The sequence below is a fragment of the Streptosporangium sp. NPDC050148 genome (genome assembly GCF_055586505.1).
Genome location: NZ_JBVJIA010000025.1, coordinates 25,318 through 51,959, shown reverse-complemented (window position 1 = coordinate 51,959; position 26,642 = coordinate 25,318). Strand labels below are relative to the sequence as shown.

Annotated in this window: 20 protein-coding genes; 9 read left to right on the top strand and 11 right to left on the bottom strand. The window is 73.3% G+C overall.

Annotation, left to right across the window (positions count from 1 at the left end; all coding sequences use genetic code 11):
• Positions 1-81: 81 nt before the first annotated feature.
• A complete protein-coding gene (locus tag ACZ6RT_RS26190; protein WP_470156759.1) occupies positions 82-1,533 on the top strand; it encodes a DUF7059 domain-containing protein in 1,452 nt (483 codons plus the stop codon).
• 318 nt (positions 1,534-1,851) lie between these two features.
• Here ACZ6RT_RS26190 and ACZ6RT_RS26185 read toward each other — a convergent pair whose 3' ends face one another.
• Positions 1,852-5,133 (bottom strand): AfsR/SARP family transcriptional regulator, encoded by a 3,282-nt coding sequence (locus ACZ6RT_RS26185; protein ID WP_470156757.1) that lies wholly within the window; start codon positions 5,131-5,133, stop codon positions 1,852-1,854.
• A 591-nt stretch (positions 5,134-5,724) separates the two neighbouring features.
• On the opposite strand from ACZ6RT_RS26185, the gene ACZ6RT_RS26180 reads away from it, so the two are divergent.
• The gene (locus ACZ6RT_RS26180) at positions 5,725-6,390 is read left to right on the top strand and encodes a ribonuclease HII (protein WP_399190186.1); all 666 of its coding nucleotides are present in this window, start codon (positions 5,725-5,727) and stop codon (positions 6,388-6,390) included.
• A 268-nt stretch (positions 6,391-6,658) separates the two neighbouring features.
• Positions 6,659-7,762 carry an LLM class flavin-dependent oxidoreductase gene (locus ACZ6RT_RS26175; RefSeq protein ID WP_470156756.1) on the top strand — a complete coding sequence of 368 codons (1,104 nt, stop codon included), beginning with the start codon at positions 6,659-6,661 and terminating at the stop codon, positions 7,760-7,762.
• Between the two features lie 7 nt (positions 7,763-7,769).
• On the opposite strand, the gene ACZ6RT_RS26170 is transcribed toward ACZ6RT_RS26175, so the two are convergent.
• Together ACZ6RT_RS26170 and ACZ6RT_RS26165 are read right to left on the bottom strand one after the other, a co-directional pair.
• Positions 7,770-8,156 carry an SCO5389 family protein gene (locus ACZ6RT_RS26170; protein WP_399190182.1) on the bottom strand — a complete coding sequence of 129 codons (387 nt, stop codon included), beginning with the start codon at positions 8,154-8,156 and terminating at the stop codon, positions 7,770-7,772.
• Between the two features lie 63 nt (positions 8,157-8,219).
• Positions 8,220-9,185, bottom strand: a complete 966-nt coding sequence (locus tag ACZ6RT_RS26165; RefSeq protein WP_470156826.1) for an ATP-binding protein — start codon at positions 9,183-9,185, stop codon at positions 8,220-8,222.
• Positions 9,186-10,002: 817 nt separating this feature from the next.
• Between ACZ6RT_RS26165 and ACZ6RT_RS26160 the strand changes: the two genes are divergently transcribed.
• A complete protein-coding gene (locus ACZ6RT_RS26160; RefSeq protein WP_470156754.1) occupies positions 10,003-12,105 on the top strand; it encodes a DUF7927 domain-containing protein in 2,103 nt (700 codons plus the stop codon).
• 96 nt (positions 12,106-12,201) lie between these two features.
• Here ACZ6RT_RS26160 and ACZ6RT_RS26155 read toward each other — a convergent pair whose 3' ends face one another.
• Entirely contained in the window at positions 12,202-13,593 is a 1,392-nt protein-coding gene (locus tag ACZ6RT_RS26155) for an LCP family protein (RefSeq protein WP_470156752.1), read from the bottom strand.
• Between the two features lie 229 nt (positions 13,594-13,822).
• On the opposite strand from ACZ6RT_RS26155, the gene ACZ6RT_RS26150 reads away from it, so the two are divergent.
• Positions 13,823-14,869 carry a hypothetical protein gene (locus ACZ6RT_RS26150; protein ID WP_470156751.1) on the top strand — a complete coding sequence of 349 codons (1,047 nt, stop codon included), beginning with the start codon at positions 13,823-13,825 and terminating at the stop codon, positions 14,867-14,869.
• Here ACZ6RT_RS26150 and ACZ6RT_RS26145 read toward each other — a convergent pair.
• From ACZ6RT_RS26145 to ACZ6RT_RS26125, 5 genes are all read right to left on the bottom strand, one after another.
• Positions 14,824-15,735 (bottom strand): NAD-dependent epimerase/dehydratase family protein, encoded by a 912-nt coding sequence (locus tag ACZ6RT_RS26145; RefSeq protein ID WP_470156749.1) that lies wholly within the window; start codon positions 15,733-15,735, stop codon positions 14,824-14,826. The genes ACZ6RT_RS26150 and ACZ6RT_RS26145 overlap by 46 nt on opposite strands.
• 148 nt (positions 15,736-15,883) lie before the next feature.
• Positions 15,884-17,677 (bottom strand): class I adenylate-forming enzyme family protein, encoded by a 1,794-nt coding sequence (locus tag ACZ6RT_RS26140; RefSeq protein ID WP_470156747.1) that lies wholly within the window; start codon positions 17,675-17,677, stop codon positions 15,884-15,886.
• Complete coding sequence (locus tag ACZ6RT_RS26135) at positions 17,674-18,885, bottom strand: cytochrome P450 (RefSeq protein WP_470156745.1); 1,212 nt, start codon at positions 18,883-18,885, stop codon at positions 17,674-17,676. The genes ACZ6RT_RS26140 and ACZ6RT_RS26135 overlap by 4 nt, the downstream gene beginning before the upstream one ends.
• The gene (locus ACZ6RT_RS26130; protein ID WP_470156743.1) at positions 18,882-19,613 is read right to left on the bottom strand and encodes a glycosyltransferase family 2 protein; all 732 of its coding nucleotides are present in this window, start codon (positions 19,611-19,613) and stop codon (positions 18,882-18,884) included. The genes ACZ6RT_RS26135 and ACZ6RT_RS26130 overlap by 4 nt, the downstream gene beginning before the upstream one ends.
• Complete coding sequence (locus ACZ6RT_RS26125; protein WP_399190164.1) at positions 19,613-20,572, bottom strand: 3-oxoacyl-ACP synthase III family protein; 960 nt, start codon at positions 20,570-20,572, stop codon at positions 19,613-19,615. The genes ACZ6RT_RS26130 and ACZ6RT_RS26125 overlap by 1 nt, the downstream gene beginning before the upstream one ends.
• Positions 20,573-20,742: 170 nt before the next feature.
• On the opposite strand from ACZ6RT_RS26125, the gene ACZ6RT_RS26120 reads away from it, so the two are divergent.
• The 3 genes from ACZ6RT_RS26120 (at position 20,743) to ACZ6RT_RS26110 (ending at position 24,275) form a co-directional block, all read left to right on the top strand.
• Complete coding sequence (locus ACZ6RT_RS26120; protein ID WP_399190162.1) at positions 20,743-22,194, top strand: MFS transporter; 1,452 nt, start codon at positions 20,743-20,745, stop codon at positions 22,192-22,194.
• 74 nt (positions 22,195-22,268) lie between these two features.
• Positions 22,269-22,649, top strand: a complete 381-nt coding sequence (locus tag ACZ6RT_RS26115) for an ArsR/SmtB family transcription factor (RefSeq protein WP_399190160.1) — start codon at positions 22,269-22,271, stop codon at positions 22,647-22,649.
• A 279-nt stretch (positions 22,650-22,928) separates the two neighbouring features.
• Positions 22,929-24,275 carry an ABC transporter substrate-binding protein gene (locus tag ACZ6RT_RS26110; protein WP_470156740.1) on the top strand — a complete coding sequence of 449 codons (1,347 nt, stop codon included), beginning with the start codon at positions 22,929-22,931 and terminating at the stop codon, positions 24,273-24,275.
• A gap of 12 nt (positions 24,276-24,287) precedes the next feature.
• On the opposite strand, the gene ACZ6RT_RS26105 is transcribed toward ACZ6RT_RS26110, so the two are convergent.
• Both ACZ6RT_RS26105 and ACZ6RT_RS26100 read right to left on the bottom strand, forming a co-directional pair.
• Positions 24,288-25,253, bottom strand: a complete 966-nt coding sequence (locus tag ACZ6RT_RS26105) for a GlxA family transcriptional regulator (RefSeq protein ID WP_399190155.1) — start codon at positions 25,251-25,253, stop codon at positions 24,288-24,290.
• Positions 25,254-25,312: 59 nt separating this feature from the next.
• Positions 25,313-25,786, bottom strand: a complete 474-nt coding sequence (locus tag ACZ6RT_RS26100; protein WP_470156738.1) for a MarR family winged helix-turn-helix transcriptional regulator — start codon at positions 25,784-25,786, stop codon at positions 25,313-25,315.
• A 57-nt stretch (positions 25,787-25,843) separates the two neighbouring features.
• Between ACZ6RT_RS26100 and ACZ6RT_RS26095 the strand changes: the two genes are divergently transcribed.
• On the top strand, positions 25,844-26,632 hold the full coding sequence (locus tag ACZ6RT_RS26095) for an alpha/beta fold hydrolase (RefSeq protein ID WP_399190151.1): 789 nt from the start codon (positions 25,844-25,846) through the stop codon (positions 26,630-26,632).
• The last annotated feature ends 10 nt before the right edge of the window (positions 26,633-26,642 follow it).

Below are 26,642 nucleotides of genomic sequence, written 5' to 3'. Positions count from 1 at the left end.
CGCGCTTGCAGAACGCTTGTCCGGGTGGGTAACGGTCTCGTCACCGCGTCGTGCGGACGCGCCCGGTGCGAGGATTGGCCGGTGAACGATCTGCCGATCCGGCTCAGAGAACTCCTGCTCGAAACCGGCTACACCATCGACGGCGTCCGGGCGCGCCTCGGCGACGTCGCGGCCGGCGCCCTCGCCCGCGAGGAGACGGTGCCCGCCCTGCGCGCCACCGCCGACGGCGACCCGCTGGGCACCCTGATCCGGCTGTGGTGGCTCGGCGTCCCCGTCGACGGGCGCGCGATGCCCGCGGGGCCCTCGGTGGAGGAGCTGGCCGCGGCGGGCCTGGTCCGGGTCGAGGACGGCCGGGTCACCTCCACGGTGCACCTGCAGCCCTGGGAGACCGGCGGCCACCTCGTCTCCGACCGCAAGGTCAGGCCGGGTGACCCGGCCCTGCGCCCGGACCACGTCGTGGGCGCGGGCGGAGCCTCGGCCAACCTGGCCCAGCTCGCCTCCCGCCGCCCGGCCGGGCGCGCCCTGGACCTCGGCACCGGATGCGGGGTGCAGGTCCTGCACCTGGACGGCAGGGCCGAGGAGATCACGGCCACCGACGTCAACCCGCGTGCCCTGGAGCTGGCCCGCCTCAGCTGGGCGATCTCCGGGATCGACGGGGTCGACGCGCGGCAGGGCTCCCTGTTCGAGCCCGTGGAGGGCGACCGCTTCGACCTGGTGGTCTCCAACCCGCCGTTCGTGATCTCCCCCGCGGGACGGTTCACCTACCGCGAGTCGGGCCTGCGCGCCGACGACTTCTGCCGCGAGCTGGTCCGGCGGGCGCCGCGCCACCTGGCCCCCGGCGGGACCTGCCACCTGCTGGCCAACTGGCTGCACGTCGCCGGCGAGGACTGGCGCGACCGGGTGGGCGGATGGCTCACCGGGACCGGCTGCGACGGCTGGGCGGTCCAGCGTGACGTCCAGGACCCCGCCGAGTACGTGGAGCTGTGGCTGCGCGACGCCGCCGAGCAGGGCACCCCGCGCCACCGCGAGCTCTACGACGAATGGCTGGCGTGGTTCGAGGCCGAGAACGTCACCGGGGTCGGCTTCGGCTGGATCACGCTGAACGACTCCGGGAGCCTGGACCCGGTCGTCCGGGTGGAGGAGTACGCCCTGCCGGTGGAGCTCCCGGTCGGCGGATACGTGGACCGGGTGCTGGAGGCGGTCACCACGGCGCACCGGCTGACCGACGCCGAGCTGCTGGACGCCCGGCTCGCGCTCGCCGACGGGGTGGTGGAGGAGCGGATCGGCCCGCCCGGCGCCGAGGACCCGGCGCGGATCGTGCTGAGGCAGACCGCGGGGCTGTGCCGCAGCGTGCGGGTCGGGACCGTCGAGGCCGCCCTCGCGGGGGTCTGCGACGGTGACTATCCACTGGGCCCGCTGCTCGCCGCGATCGCGGAACTCACCGGCGAGGACCCCTCCGACCTGCGGGCCAAGGCTCCGGCGGCGCTCCGCCCGCTGATCGCGGAAGGGTTTTTCCACATATCCACAGGGTGATCGTCCACAGGCTGTGGATATCGCGGCTAACGTCTGGCAATCGAACGTTGACCGCGGCCGGGCAGTCTGTTCGTCGTGGGGCACGGACCCGGGGGGGTGAGGGGTCCGTGCCACGTTCGGCCGGCCGTCCCAGTGAGGCGGCCGATCCGCGGGCGACGTACCGGACAACCGGGCCCCCTACACGTCGCCCGAGGTCCAGACGGCCGGCCGGACGCCCACGCCCATCGGGGGCCGTACGGCCTGACGTCAAGGGAAGAGCCGTTGATCAATCACGTCTGGATGACACGTCTCGACGACGACCTGTACGACGACCTGCAGTCAGCGCTCGACCCGATCGTGCTCGACCCCGTCGTGCTCGATCCGGCCGTGCTCGACGCGGTCGCGCTCCAGCAGGAGGCGCAGGTCCTCGGCCTCGGGCGCCCCGAGCCTGCTGAACAGGTGGTGGGCCCGCTCCAGGCAGTCGCGACCCCGCCCGGCGTCGGCGGTTCCGGGGGCGCCGGCGCCGACGGCACCGCCGATGGCCTTGCCGAGCACCCATAGGGCCTGTGCCTCGCCGTAGGGGTGGCCGATCTCCCGGCTCACGGCCAGCGCCTGCTCGGCGTAGCGGACCGCGTCGGAGAAGCGGCCCGCGTGGATGAACGTCTCGGCCAGCCGGGAGCAGACCCGCTGCTCCCAGACGCGCTGGTCGCTGGCGCGGAAGAAGGCCAGGCACTCGGCGTGATGGTGCACCGCCTCGTTGAGCCGCCCGACCCGCGACAGGATCATCCCCAGGTGGTAGCGGGCCCTGGCGGTGCCCGCGCTGGAGCCCATTTCGATGAACAGCGCCAGTCCCCGCTCGGCGGCGGCGATCGCCTCCTCCGGCTGGCCCAGGAAGAGGTGGTCGCGGGCGGAGTAGCTCAGCGTCAGGGCCTCCCCGCCCCGCGCCCCTGCCCTGCGGAACTCCTCGCGCGCCGCCTCGAACCAGGAGAGGGCCTCCCCGTGCCGCCGCATGCGCCCGGACACGACGGCCAGCGCGTTGAGCGCCTCGCCGGCCACGATGCGGTCGCCCCCGTCCGACAGCTCCAGCGAGAGCCGGAACTCCCTCTCGGCCTCGGTGAGCCGGTTCGCCCCGAACAGCACGCGTCCCAGCACGTACCGGCAGCGCAGCTCGCAGGGGGCGGCGTCGAGCTTGCGCGCGACGGCCAGCATCTCCCGGGCCCGGTTCTCGAACTCGCGGACGTGGCTTCCCGACTCCAGCAGCGGTTCCATGGCCAGCAGCAGGTCGGCGCCGGGCAGCAGCTCGCCGGGCTCGTCCGTGCAGATCACCTGGGCGATCGCGGCGAACAGCGACTCCGCCTCCAGGGCCAGCCAGGCCACCGCCTCGTCGGCGGAGGAGAAGACGCGGCCGGACCCGCCGACCTCGATCCGGTCGGCGACCGTGCTGCCCTCGTAGGCCAGGCGGTGCGCCGAGCGCGCGGAGGCCAGGTAGAACTCCAGCAGCCGGCGCAGGGCCTTCTCTCCCTCGCCGCCGATGGTCACGCTCACCTCGGAGCCGCGCCGCCCCCCGTGCTCCACCTCGCCCCCGGCACAGCTCTCCTCGGTCGCGTCGGTGACCCGTTCCGCGGTACGGCGGGCGAAGAGCTTGAGCAGGTCGTGGAAGCGGTAGCGGCCGGGGGTGGGGGCCTCCAGCAGGCTGGCGTCCACCAGGGACTCCAGCAGGTCCTCGGTGTCCATCGGGTCCAGGTCGAGCAGCGCGGACGCGGCCTGCACCGAGATGTCCGTCCCGCCGGGCAGGGAGAGCAGCCGGAACGCGCGGGCCTGGGCGGGGGCGAGCTGGCCGTACCCGAGGGCGAAGGTCGCCTCCACCGCCAGGTCGCCCACCCGCATCTCGTCCAGTCGGCGGCGCTCGTCGGCCAGCCGGGCCACCAGCGAGGCGACGGTCCAGGACGGCCGGGAGGCCAGCCGGGCCGCGACGATCCGTACCGCGAGGGGCAGGAAACCGCAGGCGGCCACCACGTCCATGGCCGAGCCGCGCTCGGCCTCCACCCGGTCCGCGCCGGCGACCGTGCCGAACAGCGCGAGGGCCTCCTCCGGCTCCATGACGTCCAGGTCGACCAGCCGGGCCGAGGCCAGGTCGGCGAGCTTGCCGCGGCTGGTGACGATCGCCGCGCACCCGGTCGAACCGGGCAGGAGCTGGCTCACCTGGGCCGCGTCGCGGGCGTTGTCCAGCAGCACCAGCATCCGCCGGTCGGCCAGCAGCGAGCGGAACAGCGCCGACCGCTCGGCCAGGCCGTCGGGGAGGGCGTCACCGGGCAGGCCGAGCGCGCGCAGGAAGGCCGCCAGCACCGAGTCGGGCGCGGCGGGCGCCTCGCCGTACCCGCGCAGGTCGGCGTACAGCTGCCCGTCGGGGAACAGGTCGTGCACGGTGTGGGCGACGTGCACGGCCAGGGCCGTCTTGCCCACGCCGCCGATACCGGAGATGGCCGCCACCGGCACGCCCTCGGAGCCGTCCCGGGCCGACAGCAGGGTGCGCAGCCGGGCGATGATCTGGCGGCGCCCGGTGAAGTCGCTCGCGGCGGCGGGGAGCTGCGCCGGGCGCGGCAGCTCCGCGATCGGCGACGCGAGTCTCGCCTCCGGTACCGCCCGGTCCGCCGACGTCGCCGTGGGGAGACCGTCCCCGCGGTCCCCGGAGGCGCGTCCCGCCGCCGTCCCCGCCGTCCCCGCCGTCCTCGTCGTGCCCGGCTCGGGGCCGCGGGACGCGCCGCCGCCGCGCGCCTCGCGGGTCTCGTCCGTACGGCCCGCCGGGGCGGACGCGGACCGGCCGGCGCGGACGGGCATGAGGGACGGGTCGTCGTTGAGGATGCTCCGGTGCATGCTCGTCAGGTCGGGGCCGGGCTCGATGCCCAGCTCCTCGATCAGGGTGGCGCGGGTGTCGGCGAAGGCCGCCAGCGCCTCGGCCCTGCGCCCGCAGCGGTAGTAGGCCAGCATCAGCTGGGCACGGAGCCGCTCGCGCAGCGGGTGGTCGCCGACCAGCGCGATCAGGTCGGACAGGACGTCGGCGTGCCTGCCCAGCTCCAGGTCGAGGTCCATCAGGACCTCCAGCACGTTCATCCGGCGCTCGGTGAGCCGGCCGCGCTGGTGCTCGGCGTAGGGGCCGACCGCTCCCGCCAGCGGTTCGCCGGTGTGCAGCGCCAGGCACGCGCGCAGGCTCTCGGCGGCCCCGGCCAGGTTCCCCGCGCGGCGCGCGGACTCGGCCTCGGAGACGCCCCGCTCGAACAGCAGCAGGTCCAGGGTGCTCCCGTCCACGCGCAGCGCGTACCCCCTGCCGACGGAGGTCAGCAGCTCGGGACGGGTGCGCGGGGACCTGCCCGGCTCCAGCACCGAGCGCAGCCGGGAGACGTAGGTGCGCAGCGCGCCGAGCGCGCGGGGCGGGGCGTCCTCCCCCCAGATCGCGTCGATCATCTCGGCCGGGGTCACCGCCCGGCTCTCCCGCAGCAGGAGCATCGCCAGAATGGAACGTTGCAGGGGGGTGCCCAGATCGAGTTCGGTTCCCCCACGCCAGGCCCGGACGGGACCCAGTACGGCGAACCGCAGTCCGTCTTCGCCGTCCTGAACAGCCATTTCCTGAATCTCCGCCCCACCCGAAAGTTTTATGGGCAAATGATAGGTCCTTTCTTGCTTACCCCGCGGGTAGAGGCTTGCTTGTTCTCCCTCCCGTTGATTACACGTTGATCCGTTGTCAAGTCGCACTCGTCATGCTGAACACGTCGGGCATGGTCCCTACGGGGGCGGCCATGCCCGGCATGCCGTGACGGTTCTCCGGACGGGCGCGAAACCGGCGACGCGGACGGTGCGTATCCCGAAACGGCGTGTACGCGGGGGCGGGACGTCTCCGGAAGGGCACGTGACCGAGGACGGCGCGTATCCGGGAACGGCATGTGGCCGGGGACCGGTGCGTATCCGGAACGGCGCGCGACCCGGAGGGCGCGTGTCAGGGAACGGCGCGGGCGCGCATCGGATCCGTACCCGGATATCGCAGGGCGTTTCACGCCCTCAAGTCACCCGAGCAGTTGTTTTTCCTTTATATGCATGATTAAAGATATTCATCCTTTTTGTCGTGGCCCGGTCCTCCGGCGTTTCCGCGCCACGGAACGCCACGGAACGCCACGGAACGCCGCGCCCGTGCGGCCCCTCTCCCGGTAACGTCGGCACGTGCCTCCCTCCTACGCGCTCGAACGGTTGCTGAACGACGGCGGATCCAAGCTGGTCGCCGGGGTGGACGAGGTCGGGCGCGGGGCCTGGGCCGGTCCGGTGGCGGTCTGCGCCGTGGTCACCGACCTGTCGGAGCCACCCGCCGGGCTCACCGACTCCAAGCTGCTCACCCCCGCCCGCCGTGCCGCCATGGCCGATGAGATCACCGCCTGGGCGGCCGGGATCGGCTACGGCGAGGCGTCCCACCGGGAGATCGACGAGCTGGGCATGACCGAGGCGCTGCGCAGGGCGGCGGGCAGGGCACTGGCCGAACTGCCCGTCAGGCCCGACGTGGTCGTCCTCGACGGCAGGCACGACTACCTGGGCGCCCCCTGGGCGGTGCGCTGCGAGATCAAGGCCGACCTGTCCTGTGTCTCCGTGGCCGCCGCGTCCGTGATCGCCAAGGTCCGCAGGGACGCCCACATGGCCTCGCTGGGACCGGACGCGTACGGGTTCGCGGCCAACGCCGGGTACCCCTCGCCGGTCCACCAGGCGGCCCTGGCCGAGCTCGGCCCGACCGAGCACCACCGGCTGTCCTGGTCCTACCTCGACGACCTGCCCCGGTGGCGGCACCTGAAGAGGCACCGCAACCCGCTGGCCGGGGAGGGCCAGCTCGACCTCTTCTGACGGACGCCTGCCCGGAGGCGGCGGCCACGATCGCCGGGACGAGGGCGGACGCCGGGCGCCACCCGGGGACCGGGGCGTCACCGGGGGACCAGGGCGCCACCCGGGACCAGGGCGGCCTCGGAACCGGTGGTCACCGTCACCGCACCCGGGCGCCGAGCAGATCGCCCGGGGTGCTCCCCTGCTCTCCGCCCTCCTGGTTCGCTTCGCCGTACGGACTCGCGCGGCGGGCCGGGTACCGGATGCCGCTCGCCGGGGACATCATCGGAACATGCGGATCGGAGTCTTCCTGGTCGCCGCCGGATTCCCTGGACGGGAGCCGGGACAGGTGCTGCGGGACACGGTGGAGGCGGTCGTCGCGGCGGAACGGGCCGGGTTCGACGACGCCTGGATCGCCGAACACCACTTCATGTCGTACGGGGTGTGCCCGTCGGCGGCGACGCTGGCCGGGGTGGCGCTGGGCCGCACGACCAGGATCGGGCTCGGTACGGCGGTGAGCGTCCTGTCCACCCGGCACCCCGTGGACCTGGCGGAACAGGCGGCCGTCCTGGACCGGGTGTCCGGAGGGCGGTTCACCCTGGGGGTGGGCAGGGGCGGGCCGTGGGTGGACCTGGAGGTGTTCGGCACGGGGCTGGAGAGGTTCGAGCGCGGCTTCCCCGAGTCGCTCGACCTGCTGTGCGAGGCGCTCTCCAAGGACACGGTCTCCGCCGACGGGGAGTTCTTCGGGTTCAGGAAGGTGCCGATGGTCCCCGCGGCCAGGTTGCGGCCGGTCGTCGCGTGCACCTCGCCGCGGACCGTGGCGCTCGCGGCCGAGCGGGGGCTGCCGATGCTGCTGGGCATGCACATCGGCGACGAGGACAAGGCCGCCCTGCTGCGCGGGTACGAGGAGGTGGCCGCGGCGCCGGTGCCGGGCGCGCGGGCGAACGGGGCCCCGAGGGTATCGGCCTCGTCCCGGGATCGGGACCGGGACGCGTCGTTCCGGCCGGCACCGCCCCGGCACGTCGCGGCGGCGGTGGGCCACGTGGCCGACACGACGGAGCAGGCCGTACGGGAGCTGCGGGAGGCCATGCCACGCTGGCTGGAACCGGGCCTGGCGGGCTACGTACCGGTGGACGGGCGGTCGCGGCCCGCGCGGGACGTGCCGGGATACGTGGACTTCCTGTGCCGGACGCATCCGGTCGGCTCGCCCGGCCGCTGCGTCGAGATGATCGAGCGGACCGCCGCGGCCACCGGGCTGCGGCACCTGATCCTGCTGGTGGAGGGGGCGGGCGACCGCGCGCGCACCCTGGAGAACATCGGGCGGCTCGGCGCGGAGGTGCTGCCCCGGATCCGGGGCCGTGCCCGTCAGGCGCGGGCGGGCACGACCCCGGGATGAGGGCCCGTCAGCAGTCGACGAGCTCGGGCGTCTGGTTCAGGATCTGCGACCTCGCGGTGATGAACCTCGCGTGGGCGTCGGTGGCGGCCGGGTCGAAGACCGCGACCCGGTGACAGTTCTGGAAGGCGAGCCGTACCCCGAAGTGACGTTCCAGGGCGCCGCGCATGGCGTCGCTGGCGAGAGCGCGCAGGAGTTGACCGCGGGCGGCCTCGTCCGGCGGGGGCACGGTGTTGTCGGCGAACTCGGCGCCGGTGTTCTCCCGCTGTTCGACCAGGCCGGTGATCAGGGCCCAGGCGTAGGGCAGGGAGTCCCTGACACAGGTGACGAAGGCCGCGTCGTCCACCTCTCCGGCTTTGGCCTGGTCGAGAAGATCGTTCGAAACGGTCAGCGACATGCTGCGTTCTCCTCTCAAAAGGGGATCATTGAGACAGTAGTTGGGGGGCGGTGATCGCTCCACCTAGCCGGAGAGCGACACTCGCGTGGGTCCGAAGACGAAGTCGGGATCGATCTGGGCCGCCAGGTCCTCGCCGGTGGCCCTGTTCGCCCACGCCTTCGCGTTGCGCAGATGGAACAGCGCGGCCTGGTCGCCGAAGCGGGTCCAGTCCTTCTCCTGGGCGTCGAGACGGTCGAGGAGCCTGCCCAGCGCCAGGGCGTTGGCCGGTTCGAGGTCGCGGAGGGTGAAGGGACGGCCCTGCTCCATCGCGCGGATCGCGGCGGAGTGCTCCAGGCAGACCAGCAGGTCGTCGCCGACCTCGTCGCGCAGGAACGCCACGTCACCGGGACCGTGCACCTTGTTGCCCACCACCGCGATCGGCACCCCGTAGTCGGCGGCGTAGTCGCGGTACTGGCGGTAGACGCCCACGCCCTGCCGGGTCGGCTCGGCCACCAGGAAGGTCATGTCGAAGCGGGTGAACAGCCCCGAGGCGAAGGAGTCGGCCCCGGCCGTCATGTCGACCACGACGTACTCGCCCGCGCCGTCGATCAGATGGTTGAGGTAGAGCTCGACCGCGCCGACCTTGGAGTGGTAGCACGCCACCCCGAGGTCGTCCTCGTCGAACGGCCCGGTGACCATCAGCCGGGGCCCCTCGGGCGTGGTGACGGCGAACCGGGAATGGATCGGGTCGTCACCCCCGTCCAGGTGGAGCAGTCTCGAGCCGCGTCCCGGCGGGGTGGTCTTCACCATCGCCGAGGCCGACGAGATGCGGGGGTTGTCGCCCCGCAGGTACTCCTTGATCTCGGTCAGGTGCGAGCCCATCGGCCTCGGTAACGCCCCGTCCTCCATCCCCAGTGCCATACCCAGGTGCTGGTTGATGTCGGCGTCGACGGCGACGACGGAGCCGCCCCGGCTCGCCGCGTACCTCGCGAACAGCGCCGACAGCGTGGTCTTGCCGCTGCCGCCCTTGCCGACGAATGCCACCCTCACGGACGTTCCCATCTGATTATGAAAATCATTACAGTCGGTTCGAGGAACATCATGCCACGGCCGCGCGGGGCGCGGGGCGATTACGGCCGCGGGTGGCGCGTCCCTGACCAGGCCGGATATGCGGACAAAGGTGATCTTTGCTGACATCGGCCACGAAACCGGAGGGAGAAACGCGTGCCCTGTCATGACCGGTCCGGAAGATCCTCCGTTCCCGCTTCGCGGTCTCCTGTACGGGCTCGGCGACCGGCTTGGGGGCCGGCGGGGCAGAAGTTTGCCCTGGCCGACGATCAGGTGCCGCCGGTACGGGTATCCCCCTCCGAATCAATGGATCTTGAGCCCCCCGGCGAGATCGTGGACAAGGGTCAGCAAGGGGCTTGCGGTGTTGCGTACCGGTACCTGGTCGCGTCCTGTTCGAAGGGGGAGATCCGGCGGGGTCGCCGCGTGGGGGGCGGTGCTCGCGACACTCACGGTGCTCGCGACACCGTCGGTCGCACCCGCGGCGTCCCGGCCGGCGACGGCCGGCAAGGGCGGCGGGCCCGAGCTCTCGGTGAGGACGGGAGAAGTGGTCGTACCGTCTCCGGGGGGCGTGACGTTCCGGCAGGCGACCCCGTCCATGACGGCGGTCCCGTCCGCGCGGGCGGTGTCATCCGCGCGGACGGCACCGTCCCGGGAAGCCGTGCCGCCACCGGAGGCGGACCCGGAAGCGAGCCCTGAAACGGGTCCGGAGGCGGATCCCGAAGCGGGCCCTGAAGCGGGCCCGGAGGCGAGCCCGGGATCGGGGACCGGGCCGGGGACGGCGCCCGCGGCGCCCGCGGGGGTGAGGGACGCTCCCGGCACGTCCCGGACGGACGACGAGTCCCGGACGGACGACGAGCCCCGGGCGGACGACGAGTCCGAGGCAGGCCGGTCCCGGACGGGCGACGAGTTCCGGGCCGGTGAGGGGTCCCGGACGGGTGGCCCACGGGCGGGCGGTGGGTCCCGGGCGTCCGACGAACCTCGGGCCGCCGGTGGATCCCGGGCCGGTGACGAGCCCCGGGCGAACCTCGGGCCGGAGATCGAGGTCGTCACGTCGGTCTCGCCCGTCCACGCCAGGCCCGGCCAGAAGGTCACCCACACCGTCCGGCTGCGCAACACCGGTGACGTCCCCCGCTCCGGCCTCACCTTCACCCGTGACCTGTCGGGCCTGCTGGACGACGCGACCTTCGGCCCCGGCCTGTCGGCCACCTCGGGCACGGTCTCCTTCGACACGCCCGAGGTGACCTGGACCGGTGACCTGGCCGCGGGCCAGGCGGTGACGGTCACCTACGACATCACGGTGAACGACCCTCCGGCCGGAGACCTGCGCCTGTCCCTGGAACCGGCCGGTTCCCGGGGACCCGGCTGCCAGACCGGCTCCGGGGATCCCGCCTGCGACGATCCCGGCGCGCCCGGCCTGCCGCTCCTGTACGTCCTGATGACCGCGGACCACGACAGGGTCGCGCCGGGTGAGGTGGTCACCTACACGGTCACCGTCGGAAACGTCGGGACCGCCGCCTACCCGGACGCCTCCCTCACCGGACAGCTCTCCCGGGTGCTCGACGACGCCGCCTACAACGGCGACGCGCGGGCCACCCGCGGGACGGTCACCTACACCGCGCCCAGGCTGGCGTGGACCGGCGACGTACCCGCGGGCGAGACGGTCACGATCACCTACAGCGTGACCGTCGACGCTCCCGACACCGGGGACCGCGTGCTGGACAGCGCCGTCCAGACCCTCGGAGGAGGGACGAACTGCCCGGCCCCCGCTCCCGTACGCGCGACCGCCCCGGGTGCCGTGCCCGTACCTGGGCCCGTACCTGGGCCCGTGCCCGGGTCCGGGTCGACGCCGGGATCCGGGGCCGGGTCCGCGCCGGGGTCCGTGGAGGGGGTCGCGGAGGGGGCCGCCAGGCTCGCCGGGCCCGTCCCCGGGACGAACCTCGGCTGCGGCCAGCGGGTCACCGTGGAAGGCGTGACGATCACCAGGAAGCAGGTGCCCGAGGTTCCCCGGCCGGGCGACGTGGTGAACTACACGATCACCGTCACCAACCCGCGCCGGGACGCCTACCCCGGGGCGCACCTGAGGGACGACCTGTCGGGGATCCTCGACGACGCGGCCCTCGGCGACGTCGTGGCCTCCTCGGGCACCGTCGCCCACGCCGGACCGGTGCTCGACTGGCGGGGGGACGTTCCCGCCGAGTCCACCGTGACGATCACCTACGCCGTCACGGTGGGCGATCCGCCCGCGGGTGACTCGACGCTTCGCGGTGGTGTGGTGGGGGTGCGGCCGGAGTCCAACTGCCCGGCCGAGTCGGCCGATCCCGCCTGCGGGAGGTCCCCGGTGAGGATCGCCCCCGCTCCTGCCCCCGTCCCCGCAACCGCCCATGCCTACGCCCCCGCTCCCGACGTCGCCCTCGCCCCGGTCGGGGCGCTCGGTCCCGACTCGGCGGAGGCCCCGGCCCCTGCCCTGGTCCCGGCACCGGTCCCCGGGCAGGAGCCGGTCCCCGGACGCGCCCCGGCACCGGACCTGCCCTCGGTACCTGACCGCGCCGCGGCACCGGATCGGCCCGCGGTGAGCGAGGAGAACGCCGTGCTCGATGAGGACTCGGTGCTCGCACGGGATTCGGCGCTCGGACAGGGCCCGGCCGCCGAGGAGGGGACGACGGCCGTTCCCGCCCCCTCGTGGGAGGCGGGCGAGCGTCCCGGCGAGGCGGTCGAAGGGTTCCGGGAGCCGGGCACGGAAGAGCCCTTCCCGGACGCCTGCCGCGTCGGCGGGCCCTGTGCCCGGCCGGCCGTTCCGGTCCTCCCCTTCACCGGGTCGCGGCTCGACCCGCTCCTGGCCGGGGTGCTGCTGGTCCTCCTGGGCCTGGCCCTGCGGTCGCGCACCCGGCGCGAGACCCCCTGATCCGACCCGGACGCCGTATCCCCGGCCGGGTCCGCCCGGTACCCCGGACCCTTCCGGACGCCCTGGACGTCCCGGAGGGTCCGGGTGTGCCGGACGTCAGTCGCAGGCGGAGTCGAGCACGACGGCCCTCGTACCGGCACGGCCGCCCGCGTTCTTGCGGTTCCCGGTCGGCACGGCCGGCAGGGCGGCGCGGGGAGCGGGGGGCGGCGCGGCCAGGGTCGCGGCGACCTCGCGCCTGATCAGGTTGTAGTCGGGCGCGCCCGAGTAGATCAGCGGGGGCACGAACTGCAGGCTCCTGATCCTGGAGTGCTTCACCTTCTCGGAGAGCTCCACCAGATCGGGCAGGAGCTCGCGCGGGATGTCGGTGGAGATCGCGTCGACCGCGGCGCGGGCCAGCCTCTCGAAGCTCTTGAACACCGTCATCGGGTCGGCCTGCTTGGCGACCGCGTTCAGCAGGCACTTCTGGCGGCTCATCCGCACGTAGTCGTCGCTGTAGGTGCGCGACCTGCCGTACCAGAGGGCCTCCTCGCCCGAGAGCCGGCGCCTGCCCGGCTCGATCCGGCCCTCGTTGCGCAGGCCGTAGACGATCGGGTCCTTGACGCGGACCCGCACGCCGCCCATCGCGTCGACGATCTCGGTGAACCCCCGCATGTCGACCATCGCGTAGTAGGGGACGTCGAGGCCGAGGATGCCGCCCACCGTCTTCTTCAGCAGGGCGGGACCGCGCTGCCGCTTGCTCAGCCGGGGGGCCATCTCGGGGTAGTCCTCGGCGTACTGGTAGACCTCGTTGAGCATGCCCGGCGTGTACGGCGGCTGGCCCTCGAAGCCGTAGGGGAAGCGGTCGCGGGCCGGGCCGGGCGGCATGGGGACGTTCTCCAGGTTCCTCGGCAGGCCGAACAGCACGGTGTCACCGGTGCGGGTGTCGACGCTGGCCACGGTCATGCTGTCGGTACGCACGCCGACGCGGTTGGCCGCAGCGTCGGCGCCGATGAGCAGGATGTTGATCCGCTCCATGTCCTTCCACGGGTCGTCGACCGGGATGGGCGTGACACTCTCGGCGAACACCGAGGTCACCACGGTCTGCGAGACGTACGCCAGCCGGGCCGTGTACACCAGCGGGGCGACGATGAGCGCGCAGAGCAGGCCGATGGCGGCGGCCGAGAGGCACTGCGCCGTCGGGGACGCCCCCTTGGGGCGGACCAGCAGGTACGAGCGGATCGTCACGGTCACCGTCACCCCGGCGACCAGTAACGCGGTCAGTGTGAAGGCCCACAGCCAGGCCGGCTGGACCGCGAGGGCGAGCAGGGCGGGCCCGGCGGTCAGCATCGCGGTCATGGCCGCGAGGGCGAGGATCAGCTCGATGCCCATCAGCAGGGCACCGGTCAGCCTGCGGCCGACCCACAGGTGCGCCAGACCCCACAGGACGGCGGATCCCAGTGCGAGGGCCAGGCTCGATCCCACGTCCGTCCGCCCCGCATCGCGCGTCATAGCCCCTGCTTCTGCCGTCCGTCACCCCACTACATCGCAGGTTAATAACGGTTTTCGGGTCAATGAGCTATGTGGTCGTTCGACGCGCTGAGGGGGGTCGGTCAAGGTTTGTAGACCCGATCTCACCATCGAGTTGACAACGAGTCCCAAATTATCGTCAAAAACCCCGTTTGTGGGGTTTTACCAGGCAAAACGGGGGATTTGCAGGTAAAGCGGAGAGGGGGTTTCCGTGCGCACCGTGATCGGCTCATTGGTGATCGCGCTCGGCTGTCTCCTGGCCCCCCTGGCCCTTCTCGCCGGGTGGGCGGCGAGCGAGGTCGCCGATCCCGCGGGATATCTGCGGACCATGGCCCCGCTCGCCGGTCATCCCGTCGTCCGGGACGCCGTCACCGACCACGTCGCCGACGAGGTCACCCTGCGGTTGCACGGGCTGGGCGTCCCGGCGCGCGCGGAGGTGGTCCGCCGGACCGCCGAGACCGGTACCGGGGACGACTTCGCCGCCGTCTGGGTGGAGATCAACAGGGCGGCGCACCACCGGTTCACCACCGTGCCGGGCGGTGCGGGCGACAGGGGCGACAGGGGCGACAAGGGCGACAGGGGCGGCACCGGTGGCACGGACCGCGCCGTACGCGGCGGGGTCGAGTACGACTTCACCCCGATGTACGAGCTGGTCAAGAAGAGGCTGCAACGCTCCGGCGTGGAGGCCGCCACCCGCCTGCCCGACACCCCTCCCACCGCCCGGCTGATCCCGGCCTCCGCCGCGGCCGACGCCCACCTCGTCTGCCACGGGCTCACCTCGCTGCGGTGGGGCCTGGCGGGCACCTCACCGCTCCTGATCGCCGCCGGGGTGTTCCTGATCCGCGACAGGCGCGTCGGGCTGATCGGCGCGGGCATCGGGACGGCCGTCGGCATGCTGGCCCTGGCGATCGCCCTGTCCGCGCTGCGCAACGTGTACCTGCCCGAGTCCATGCCGCGGAACGGCCTGCGGATCGGTGCCGTGCTCACGATGTTCGACACGCTGACGACGTCGCTGAGGAACGGCCTGAGGGCGATCTTCGGGCTGGGCCTTTCGGTGGCGGCGGCGACCTTCCTCACCGGGAGCGGCTTCAGCCGTCCCGCCCCCGAGGCACCGGGGGTCCCGGGGCCCTCCGCGTCCTCGGCGTCCTCGGCGTCCTCGGCCTCCCCCGGGTCCTCCGCGGCGCCCGCCGCCGTGTCCTTCGCGGTCCTTCCTCACCAGCCGGCGGCACCCGCGAAGGACGTCGCCGACGGCCGGTAGCCGAGCCGGAGCCGGGCGGCGGTGATGTCGAGGGTCCGCTCGACGGCCAGGTGTCCCACGGCGTACCGGGTCAGCCGGGGCGGGTACCGGCGGCGGAGCGACCGGTGGGCGGTCTCGGCCACGGCGGCGAGCAGACCGGCCGGTCCCGGCGGCAGGTAGTACGGTTCGGCGTCCAGGCCGCGTTCCCGAAGGAGCGCGCGCAGGGCCTCGTCGAGCACCACGGGCTCGGCGTCGGTGACGTTGAAGACGCCGTGGTCCACCGGGCCCGCCGCGGCGAGCAGGCAGGCGCGGACCAGGTTGTCCACCGAGGTCAGGCTGACCCGCTGGCGCCCGTCGCCCACCGCGAACACCCGGCCGCCCCTGACCGCGCCCAGGATCCGGGGGAGCAGCGTGGTGTCCCCCCTGCCGTAGACCGCGTGGGGCCGCAGGACGACCGCCCCGTCCAGGCATCTCTCGGCCGCCGCCTTCGAGGCGCCGTACGCGTTGGCGTACCACCGGACCGGGGCGGCGTCCTCGGCGGCCATCACGGTCGGCCGGAACGGGTCGTAGACGCTGGCCGTGCTGACGTGCACGAACCTGGCGCCGGGGAAGGCCGCGGCGGCGTTGCGGGTGCCGTCCACGTTGACCGCCCAGATGGCGCGCGCCGGGCCCCAGTCCGTGACGCTCCCGGCGCAGTGGACCACCACGTCCACCTCGTACGACCGCGGGGCGGCGTCGAGGAGATCCCAGGAGGTGTACGGGGCACCGCCGACGTGCTCCCCGGCCACGGCCGGCCGCCTGCCGAAGGCCGACACCGTCCAGCCCTCGGCCACGGCCGCCCGGCAGACCGCGCCCCCCACGAACCCCGACGCCCCGGTCACCGCCATCCTCCGCCCGTTCCCCGCCCGGGTGCGTACGGGAAGGAGAGGGCGGTCCTCGGCCTCGGGGACGGTCCCGGTCACGGCGGACCCGGGTACAAAGGACACGGAAGGCTCGACGGGCCGGGGGACGGCGGGCACGGAGGGCACGGCGGGGTCAGGCACGGCGGGTGACCAGGTCCCGCAGGGCGGCCCGGTCGAGCTTGTCGGACCGTCCCGAGCGCGGGAAGGCGTCGAGCGGCTCGATCCGATCGGGCAGGGCCGCGGCGTCGACGATCCCGGGGAGCGCCCTGCGCAGCCGGGCCTCGTCGTAGCCGCCGTCCGGGACGACGGCCAGCACGACCTCCTCGTCCCCGGTCTCCGGGTCGGCGAGCCCGACGATCGCCGCCTCGGCCACCCCGGGCAGTGCCGCGATGCCGGGCTCGTACAGGCCCGGGTAGATGTTGAACCCGTCGCGGAGGATCATGTCCTTCTTCCGGCCGAGCAGTACCAACCGGTCCCCGTCGAGGCGGACCAGGTCGCCGGTGGCGACCTCGCTCAGCGGCTCCTCGCCGAGGTAGCACCGGGCCAGGTGGGGGCCGGAGACGAACAGCTCGCCGTCCTCGGCGATCCGGACGCCGACGCCGGGCAGGGGCGTCCCGAGCAGGTCCCCTCCGTCGTGGGCGAGCTTCTCGCCCGCGGACGCGATCGCGATGGGAAGCGCCTCGGTCATGGCGTAGACCGACAGCACCTCGGGCCCGGCCTCGATCGCCCGGCGCAGCACGCCCGGCGGGGCGGGGGCCGAGCCGAGCAGCAGGTAGCGGAGCGTCGCCGGGAGTCGGGGGGTCTCGCGCAGCAGCCGGTCCAGCCGTACCGGGACCGCGAAGGTGTGGGTGGCCCGCCGCTCGGCCAGCTCGGTGGCGAGGTCCCCGCCGCCGGGCAGCGACCAGGTCGCCCCGGCCAGCAGCGCGGGCAGCCCGAGCATCAGCTGGTCGGTGTGCACGACGTCCCCGGGTTCCAGCGGGAACGCGCTCCTGAACATCTCCAGCCCGGCGGCGAGCGACCCGCGGGTGTGCACGACCCCGCGCGGGCGCGCCGTCGTCCCCGAGGTGAAGATCACGGCCGCAGGCCGGTCCGGGTCCGAGCCGTACGCCGTTCCGTCGGCCCGCTCCGGGTGCCGTGCCCCCTCGCCGGCCGGGTCCGGGCCGTACGCCTCCGCCCGGCACGGGTCGGCGGACGTCCCTGCGGCGGCCGGGGCGGGTGGCCGCTCCCCGGGCCGGGAACGGCCGGACGGCCGCAGGATCCGCGAGAGCCGCAGCGCCCCGCGGGGGACCCCGGGCAGCCAGGGGCCCGCGTACAGGTGACGGACCGGCCGGCCGGGGAGCGGGTCCGCGAGGTCCGGCAGGAGCAGCCCGCGTCGGCGGGCCAGCCCCCTGAGCGGGCCGCTCAGGGTGTACAGCAGGGACTCGGCGACCACCCAGGCGGGCCGGGCCGCGGTCATGCGGGCGGCGAGCACGTCGGGCGCCAGTCCGGGGTCGGCCAGGACGAGCGTCCCGCCCGCCGCCACCGCCCCCAGGGCCAGCGCCACCGCGTCCACCCCCGGGCGCACCGCGAACAGCACCCCGTCCCCCGGCCGCACCGCTCCGGCCACCGGCCCGTCCTCGGACCGGGTCCCGTCCTCGGACCGGGTCCCCGCCTCGGACCGGCTCTCCGCTCCAGGGCGGGCCTCCGCTCCGGGCCGCGTGTCCGTCCCCGTCCCCGACCGAGTCCCCGGCCGAGTCCCCGATCGGGGCCCGGACCGGAGGCCGGGCCGTTCCCGCCGTGGCGGAGGGGCGACCATGGCGTCGCGGACCGCGGCCACCCGGCGGCCGAGCACGCCGTAGGTGATCTCGCGGCCCCTGCCGTCGACGATGGCGACCCGTGCGGGCTCCCGGGCGGCGACGGCCATGATCCCGGCGACGATGTCGTTCACGAGGCGCTCACCCACAGTCGCTCGTAGGTGGGGATGAGGACCCGCCTGGCCGCGCGCCGCCGTACCACGCGCACCCGGTGGGAGAGCAGGACGGAGGCCACCGCCCGGATCTCCGCCAGGGCCAGCGGGTAGCCGATGCAGAAGTGCGGTCCCGCGCCGAACCAGAGCCTGCGCAGTTCGGGAGGGTGGGGCCTGGAGGGGTCGAACGGGCCGTACGCCCTGGCGCAGTTGTGGGTGACGATCAGCACCCGGTCACCGGGCCGCACCCCGACCCCGCCGACGCGGGCGGGGGCGGAGACCGAGCGCAGCATCACCGGGGTCGGCGTGGTGACCCGCATGGCCTCCTCGACGAGCGCGTCCAGGTCACCGAGACCGCCGAGGCCACCGACGTCGCCGGGACCACCGGGACCACCGGGACCACCGGGGCCGTCGAGGCCACCGGGACAGCCGCGGTCGCCGGCCGGGGGCCGGTGGTCGTGCACGAGGGCGACGAGCCGGGGGACGAACGTGGCGACCGTCTCGGTACCGGTCAGGAAGAACGCCCCGGCCGCGCCCCTGGCCTCGGCCGCCGACAGCCCCTGCGCCCGCATCCGGCCCATCACCGTGGACTCGTCCCCGGCCTCGTAGGCGGCCTGCGCGATGTCCCCGATCCGGTCCAGCACCCGCCGGGCGGCCGCCACCTGCCGGTCCGACAGCCGCCGCGAGCGCAGCGAGACCATCGAGACGACCCGCTCGCCGTCGGCGAACAGCTCCCTGGCGCGCGCCTCGGAGACCTCGCCCAGGCCGATCACCCGGCAGATCACCGCCCCGGCCATCAGCCGCATGGCGTCCACCACGTCGACCGTCTCACCCCGTCCCAGCCGGGCCTCCAGGTCCGCCAGCGGACCGCGGAGCACGTCGTCCACCAGCGCGGAGACATGCGCGGGGGCGAAGAGCGGCGCCAGCTTCCTGCGCAGCGCGAGATGGCCGGGTCCCTCCATGTTGAGCAGCACGGAGGGGCCGAGCACGGGGGTCCACAGGTCACCGGGCGATCCGGGGCCGTCCTTGCGGAACCGCTCGTCGGTCAGCACGGCACGCGCCACGGCCGCGTCGTTGACCACGACGCCCAGGCCGGGGACGCGGACCACCGGCCCGAGCCGGGCCAGCGTCCGCATCAGCGGGTAGGCGACGGGATGGGCGGCGAACTGGAGCCTGCTCTCGTGGTTCACCGGACGTCGACCACGTCGGGCCGGTAGTGGTGGTCGGCGTACCAGGCGAGGGTGCCCGCCAGGCCGTACGCGCGCAGCCTGCGCACCGACCCGAAGACCACCACGTCGCGGCGCGAGGCGTACGCCGGGGTGAGCGTGCGCACCCGGTTGACCAGGGCGCGGTCCTCGTGGACCTCCTCGATCGCGGTCCTGGGGAAACCGCCCGCCCGCACGTACAGGCCGGCGGTGATGGCCAGCGTCGCACCGGGCATCATCACGTACGGCCCCCGGTAGCGCGGGTCCCTGTTGCCGGGCCGGAAACGCCCGAAGGCCGCGGCCACCCCGATCACGAACGGGATGAGGTGCCGCTCCCAGAGCTTCAGCCGGAACTCGTCGGTCCGGGGCCGCAGCTGCCCGCCGACCATCTCCAGCCCGTCGCCGAACGCCCGCCGGATGTTGCGGATCCAGTCCGGGCGGGGCAGGCAGTCGGCGTCGGTCCTGGCCAGGTGGGTCGCGCCGTGCGCGATGGCGTGCCGCATCCCGGTGTCGGAGGCGGCGCCGGTGCCCTTGCGGGTCTCGGTGATCACCTGGACACCGTGCCGCCGGACGATCTCGGCGGTGCCGTCGGTGCTGGCGTTGTCCACCACGAGCAGGGTGAAGTCCGCGTCGTCCTGCGCGGCCAGCGCGGCCAGCGTCCCCTCGATGCCCGCGGCCTCGTTGTACGCGGGGACGATCACCCACAGGTCCATCACATCTCCGCCAGCATCACGCCGGTGCTGATCCCGCCGCCGAGCCCGAGCATCGCCACCCGGTCGCCCGGACGGACGCCGCCCAGCGCGAGCTGGAGCGGCAGCGTGGTCGAGGCGCAGTTGCCGTGCTCGGTCAGGCTGACCACCAGCCTGTCCTCGGGGATGTCCAGCACCCGCGCCAGGAAGTGCAGGTAGGGCAGGGCCACCTGGTGCACCGCCACGACGGCGAAGTCGTCCCAGGTCAGGCCGGTGCGCTTGAGGGCGTTGAGGAAGATGTCCGGGCCCACCGCCTCGAAGGCCCGCCTCAGGGCGCGCCCGTCGCCGCGGAAGTAGGAGTACTCCAGGTCGCGGGGGTGCGCCGAACCGCCTCCGGGCAGGGTGCCGATCGGCCAGGCCGTGGAGTCGGCCGCGAAGTCGCGGTAGAAAATGCCACGTTCCACATCCGCGGCGACCGTCACGGCGGCGCCGGTGTCCGACAGCGTGTAGCCGGCGAACGAGTCGGCGAACTGCGCGCGGTCCCTGACCCGCCACCGGATCGCCCGCGACGGGATCTCCCCGGCGCAGACCACCACCTTGCGGTGGGCGCCGGACAGGATCAGCGCCTCGGCGATCTGGATCCCGTTCAGCATGCTGTTGCAGGCGTTCTTGACGTCGAACACCGGGCAGGACAGGCCCAGCTTGGCCGCCACGATGTGCGCGGTGGCGGGTTCGATCATGTCCTGCGAGGCCGACGCGAAGATCAGCAGGTCGACCTCGGAGTGGTCGAGCCTCCGTACCGCGTGGACGGCCAGGTCGGAGGCCTGCTCGTCGTCACCGGCCACGTGGCGTCGCCTGACGCCGGTCAGGCGCTCGACGACGCCCCGATGGGGCGCGTAGCCCTCGATCCGCCGCTCCACGTCCGCGCTGGACACGGTCCGTTCCGGCAGGTACGCCGCCACGCCCGTGATCCGGGCCTTCATTGATCCCCCTGAACGGGTCACGTATCCATCTGTTCGCGCAATGTATCTAAAAGCCTGGGATTTGTCCTGATCTGGGGTGTCATCATGGCGCCGCCGAGCAGGGGAAGGCCGAGCGGAAAGGGGTCCCCCGCGCCGCATGAGCCGGGCTCACATGGGTAATCCGGTGCGTCATGAACGACGCTCGGACGAAGGCGGTGACCACCAAGGTCCCCGCGCGCCTGGACCGGCTTCCATGGTCACGCTGGCACTGGATGATCGTCATCGGCCTCGGCACCGTCTGGATCCTCGACGGTCTCGAAGTGACGATCATCGGCAACCTCTCCGCCACCCTGGCCAAGGAGGGCAGCGGGCTTGCGATCACGCAGACCCAGGTGGCGGGCACGGCCGCGGCCCTCTACGTGGCCGGGGCGTGCCTGGGAGCGTTGTTCTTCGGCTGGCTCACCGACAGGTACGGCCGCAAGAAGATGTTCATCATCACCATGGTCGTCTACCTGGTGGCCACCGCCGCGACGGCGTTCTCGTTCTCCGCCTGGTGGTTCTTCCTGTTCCGGTTCCTGACGGGCTTCGGCATCGGCGGCGAGTACGCCGCGATCAACTCGGCCATCGACGAGCTCATCCCGAGCCGTCACCGGGGCAGGATCGACATCATCATCAACGGCAGCTACTGGCTCGGCGCCGCGGGCGGCGCGCTGCTGACCGTGCCGCTGCTCAACAACCTGCCGCTGAACATCGGCTGGCGCGTGGCGTTCGGCCTGGGCGTGGTGCTCGGCCTGGCCATCCTGCTGGTCCGCAGGCACGTGCCCGAGAGCCCGCGCTGGATGTTCATCCACGGCCGCGACCGGGAGGCCGAGGGCCTGGTCGACGAGGTCGAGAAGCGGATCGAGCAGGAGAAGGGCGTCCGGCTCGACGAGCCGTCGCGGTCGATGACCATCCACCAGCGCAAGGCGATCGGGTTCGGCCAGATCGCGCACACCATGGTCGCCCGCTACCCCAAGCGCACGGTTCTCGGCCTGTCGCTCTTCATCGGCCAGGCGTTCCTCTACAACGCCATCACCTTCGGGTACGCGCAGATCCTGTCGACCTTCTTCGGCATCGAGACCGAGACCGGCTACTACTTCGCGGTCATCGCGGTCGGCAACTTCCTGGGCCCGCTGCTGCTGGGACGGCTGTTCGACACGGTCGGCCGCATCCCGATGATCTCCGGCACCTACATCGGGTCCGGGGTGCTCCTGCTGGGCACGGCCTGGCTCTTCAACCAGGGGATGCTGACCGCGGTCACGCTGACCGCGTGCTGGTGCGCGGTGCTCTTCTTTGCCTCCGCCGGGGCGAGTTCCGCCTACCTGACCGTGAGCGAGATCTTCCCGATGGAGACCCGCGCCATGGCCATCGCGTTCTTCTACGCGATCGGCACCTTCGTCGGCGGCGTGGCCGGTCCGCTGATCTTCGCCAACCTCGTGGAGAGCGGCAGGCCCGCCGACACCGCGCTGGCCTTCACCATCGGCGCCTCCCTCATGATCGCCGCCGGTCTGGTGGAGGTCTTCCTGGGCGTCAAGGCCGAGGGCAAGGGCCTGGAGGACATCGCCGCGCCGCTGAGCACCGCGCCCGGTACGACGTCGAGCTGAGCACGACGCCGTCCCGGCACCCGATGACCTTGGTACGATAGTCGTTATCATTGAGCATCTGTTCAGGAGTCGTCATGGAAGCCGTCACCCCCCTGGACACCTGCGTGACCATGGAGCCGGACGAGGGCAGGGTGGCGGCGACGCGGGACCGGCTCGTCACCCCCGAGGAGGCCGCCCGGCTCGCCGACCTGTTCCGGCTGCTGGGCGACCAGACCCGGGCCCAGCTGCTGTACGCGCTGCTGGAGGCCGGGGAGATGTGCGTCTGCGACCTCACCGAGACGGTCGAGGTCAGCGACACCGCCGTGTCGCACGCCCTGAGGCTGCTGCGGACCGCGGGCATCGTGGCCGGTCGCCGCTCCGGCCGGATGATCTACTACCGCCTGGCCGACTCCCACGTCCGGATGCTCCTCGACCTCAGCCGCGAGCACCTGCGCCACGAGATCGTCGCGGGCTGACCGCGAGTCGGCGGCGGGCCCGGCCGGGCTGACAGCGGGCCCGGTCGGGCGCGGCCGGGCGGGGTCGGGCGGGGTCCACGCGCCTCGTGCGAACCGGCCACCCGGAGCCTGGCCGACGGCGGCCCCGGCGAGGGGCGCGCGGGACGGACGAGGCGTCCGAGGTGATCGTGGTGTTTGATCCCCCCGTGTGGTGGCAGTGGACCCATAAGATCGTTTTTCGCGGTAGGCCTCCCCGGGCTTGATGTCGCCGTCCGCACCACGATTCCGCTGGAGGTATGCATGCGCGGTACGACTCGCGTGTTCGCCGTGACCACCACCGCCGCACTCGCCCTCGGGCTGGCGGCCTGCAGCCCCGGCGGGACGGCCGACGGTGGCCGGCCGGTCCAGCAGGCCGTTCCGACGGGCGACCAGAAGTCCGCCAAGCCGGTCACCCTCACGTACTGGACCTCGTTCCTGCCGGACGCGACGCTGCGCGAGGCGATCACCGCCTTCGAGACGGCGCACCCCGGTGTCAAGGTCGAGCTGCGTTCCTTCGACGAGCCCGGCTACCACGGGCGGCTGCCCAAGGAGCTCGCCGCGGACAAGGCGGCCGACGTCGTGGGCCTGCGGATCCCGGCGATGACCGGTGAGATCAGGGACCTGCTCCGCCCGGTCGCCGAATGGAAGGACAAGGTCTCCGCGGGCTGGATCGACGAGCTCGACGAGGCCGCGATCGACCGTACCGAGAAGGCCGCCGGGAACGGGAAGCTCTACGCCGTTCCGATGGGCTCCAGCGGCGGCGCGGTCATGTACTACAACGCCGGGCTGCTCTCCGAGCTGGGGATGTCCTTCCCGGAGCGGGCCGCCGACCTGGAGACCATCGTCAGGCGGGTCAAGAAGGAACTGCCCGACGTGCAGCCGGTCGTCTTCTCCGGGGAGCCGCGCGGGCAGGAGGAACTGCTGTTCACCATCGCCGGCCAGAGCCACCCGACGCTCTCCGACGAACTGCTCGCCGGCCGGAAGGCGTGGAACGGCCCCGACGTGGTCTCCGCGCTGACCGCCTACGGGTCGCTCTTCGAGCGGGGTGTGCTGGCCAGGTCGGCGCTGAAGCTCAAGGGCGACCGCCCGGCCGAGCTGTTCCGCTCGGGCAAGGCGCTGTTCCTGGTGGACGACTCCGGCCAGAGCCCGATGCTGTCCGCGTCCCACCGCAAGACCGCCAAGATCTCCGTCAAGAACGTCGGCGCCGGCCCGTTCCCCACCATCCTGCCCGAGGCCGAGCCGGCCGTCCGCAGCACGCCCGAGGTGGGGCTGGCCGTCACCAAGAGCTCCAAGCACGTGGCCGAGGCGGCCGCGCTGGTCGAGTTCCTGACCGTGGGCGACGGCGTCCCGATCTGGGCGAAGAGGCTCACGATGATCCCCGCGCGCGAGGACTTCCGGCCGGAGTCGTCCGTCTTCGCCACCCCGGAGGGCAAGAAGGGCCACGCCGCGATCGAGGAGCTCGTCCGCGACGGCGGTTCGGCCAACGTCCCCGACGAGGTGTTCCTGAAGCGGGCCGAGGGCGCGATCATCCTCGACGTCGCCCACGGACGGCTCACCGCCCGCAAGGCCGCCGACCGCCTGCAGAAGGAGTGGGCACGCGGCCAGTGACACCCGCGCGGCTCAGGCGTCCACGGTCCTGAAGGTACGGCGGTAGGCCATCGGTGAGACCCCGATGGCCGACTGCAGGTGCTGGCGGAGCGAGGCGGCGGTGCCGAACCCGGCCCGCAGGGCGACGCCGTCGATCGGCAGGTCACTGGTCTCCAGCATCCGCCTGGCCAGCTCCACCCGCTGCAGGACGAGCCACTGCCCCGGGCTGAGGCCGACCTCGTCGCGGAACCGCCTGGTGAAGGTGCGCCGGCTCATCCGGGCGTGCGCCGCCAGCTCGCTGAGCGGGAGCGGCCGGTGCAGCCGCTCCAGCGCCCACGCCCTGGTCGCGGCGGTCGTGCTGGCGGCCGGGGCGGGGAGCGGGTGCTCGATGAACTGGGCCTGACCGCCGTCGCGCCACGGCGGGACGACGCACCGCCTGGCCACCCGGTTGGCCACCTCGGTGCCGTGGTCGCGCCGGACGATGTGCAGGCACAGGTCGATACCGGCGGCCACCCCCGCCGAGGTGAGCACGTCCCCGTCGTCGATGAAGAGCACGTCGGGATCGACCCTGACCCGGGGGAAGAGCCGCTGGAAGTGCTCGGCGCTGCTCCAGTGCGTGGTCGCGGGACGGCCGTCGAGCAGGCCGGCCGCCGCGAGCACGTAGGCGGCCGTGCAGATCGAGACCAGCCGCGTGCCCGGCCGGATGCGCGCGAGCGCGTCGCTCAGGGGCTCGGGCAGCCGCCCCTCGGCGGAGATGGGACCGAGCCCGTAGGTGGCCGGGATCACCACGGTGTCCGCGGCCGACAGGGCCTCGGGGCCGTGCCGGACCGTGATCGAGAAGTCGGCGTCGGAGCGCACCGGGCCGCCGTCGACGCTACAGGTGATCACCTCGTAGAGCCGCTCACCGGCCGGCCCGCGGGCACCGCCGAAGATCCGTGGCGGGATGCCCAGCTCGAAGGGGATCACACCGTCCATCGCGAACATGACGACCCTGTGCATGACCCGATTCTGGCACGCGATGGAAACGGGCCACGGGCCACGGGTCCGGTCCGGTCCGGTCAGTCCATGTCGACGTCGTCGAGGAGCCGCAGGAGGCGTGAGAGCACCTTCAGGCAGGCGGTGATCTCTGCGTCGGTCAGGTCGCCGCCGACCTCGCGCAGCATCGCGCGCTCCCGGTCCACCACGGAGGTGGCCGCGGCCTCGCCCTCGGCGGTCAGCCGGATGAGCGAGGACCTCCTGTGCGCCGGGTTGGGGACGATCTCGACCAGGTGGCGCGCGGCCGCGTCGTTGACCATGCGCTGCACGAACTGACGGCTCAGCGCCTGGGCGCGGCCCATCTGGGGGACGGTCATCGGGCCGTGCCCGCGGAGCATGACGAGCACGGCCCGCGTCCCCACGGAGAGCCCCTCGAGGGCCACGTCCTGCTCCACCCTGCGCCAGGCGCGCCGGTACAGCGGCCCCACCAGGTCGAAGACCTCGGTGAGGCGGTCGGTCGATGCTCCGGTCGCCGGGCCGCGGCCTGTCTCGTCCACGGGACCATGATGACACCCCAGTTGTCATCGTCGAGCAAAGATGACACCTTAGGTGTCATGAAAGATCTCTTCTGGCTCGACTCCGGCACCGGACGCCCCGTCGTCCTGCTGCACGGAGGCTTCCTGGACCACCACATGTGGGACGACCAGATCCCGGCCCTGGCCTCGCGTCACCGCGTCATCGCACCCGACGCCCGCGGTCACGGCCGGTCCGCCAACGCCACCGGGCCGTACCGGCTCACCGACGACCTCGCCGCGCTGCTGCGCCACCTGGACACCGGGCCCGTGACGCTGGTGGGCGTCTCCATGGGGGCGGGCATCGCGGTCGACACCGCCCTGGAGCACCCCGAGCTGGTCGCCGCCGTGGTCGTCAGCGGGGCCGGCACCAGCGAGCCGTACTTCACCGACCCCTGGACCACCCGGGCACTGGCCACGTGGCACTCGGCGATGGCCGCCGGTGACCTGGACGCCTCGGTCGAGGGGTTCGTGCTCCTCGCCACGGGCCCGCACCGCACCCTCGACGACCTCGATCCCGAGGTCGTGGACCGGCTGCGCCGGATGGCCAGGGCCACCATGTCCAAGCACACCGCCGGCGAGCCCGACCGGCTCGTCCCGGTGCGCGACACCTGGGAGCGCGCCGCCACGATCGGCGTCCCCGTGCTGGCGATCAACGGCGCCGCGGACTCGCCCGACCACATCGGCATGGCCGAACGCCTCGCCGGCGTCGTCGCCGACGGCCGCGCGGTCTCGATCGACAAGGCCGCGCACTACCCCAACATGGAGCGCCCGGAGGTCTTCGGCGAGATCCTCGACGACTTCCTCCGTACGGTGCGGTCACCGCTGTGACCGCACCGCC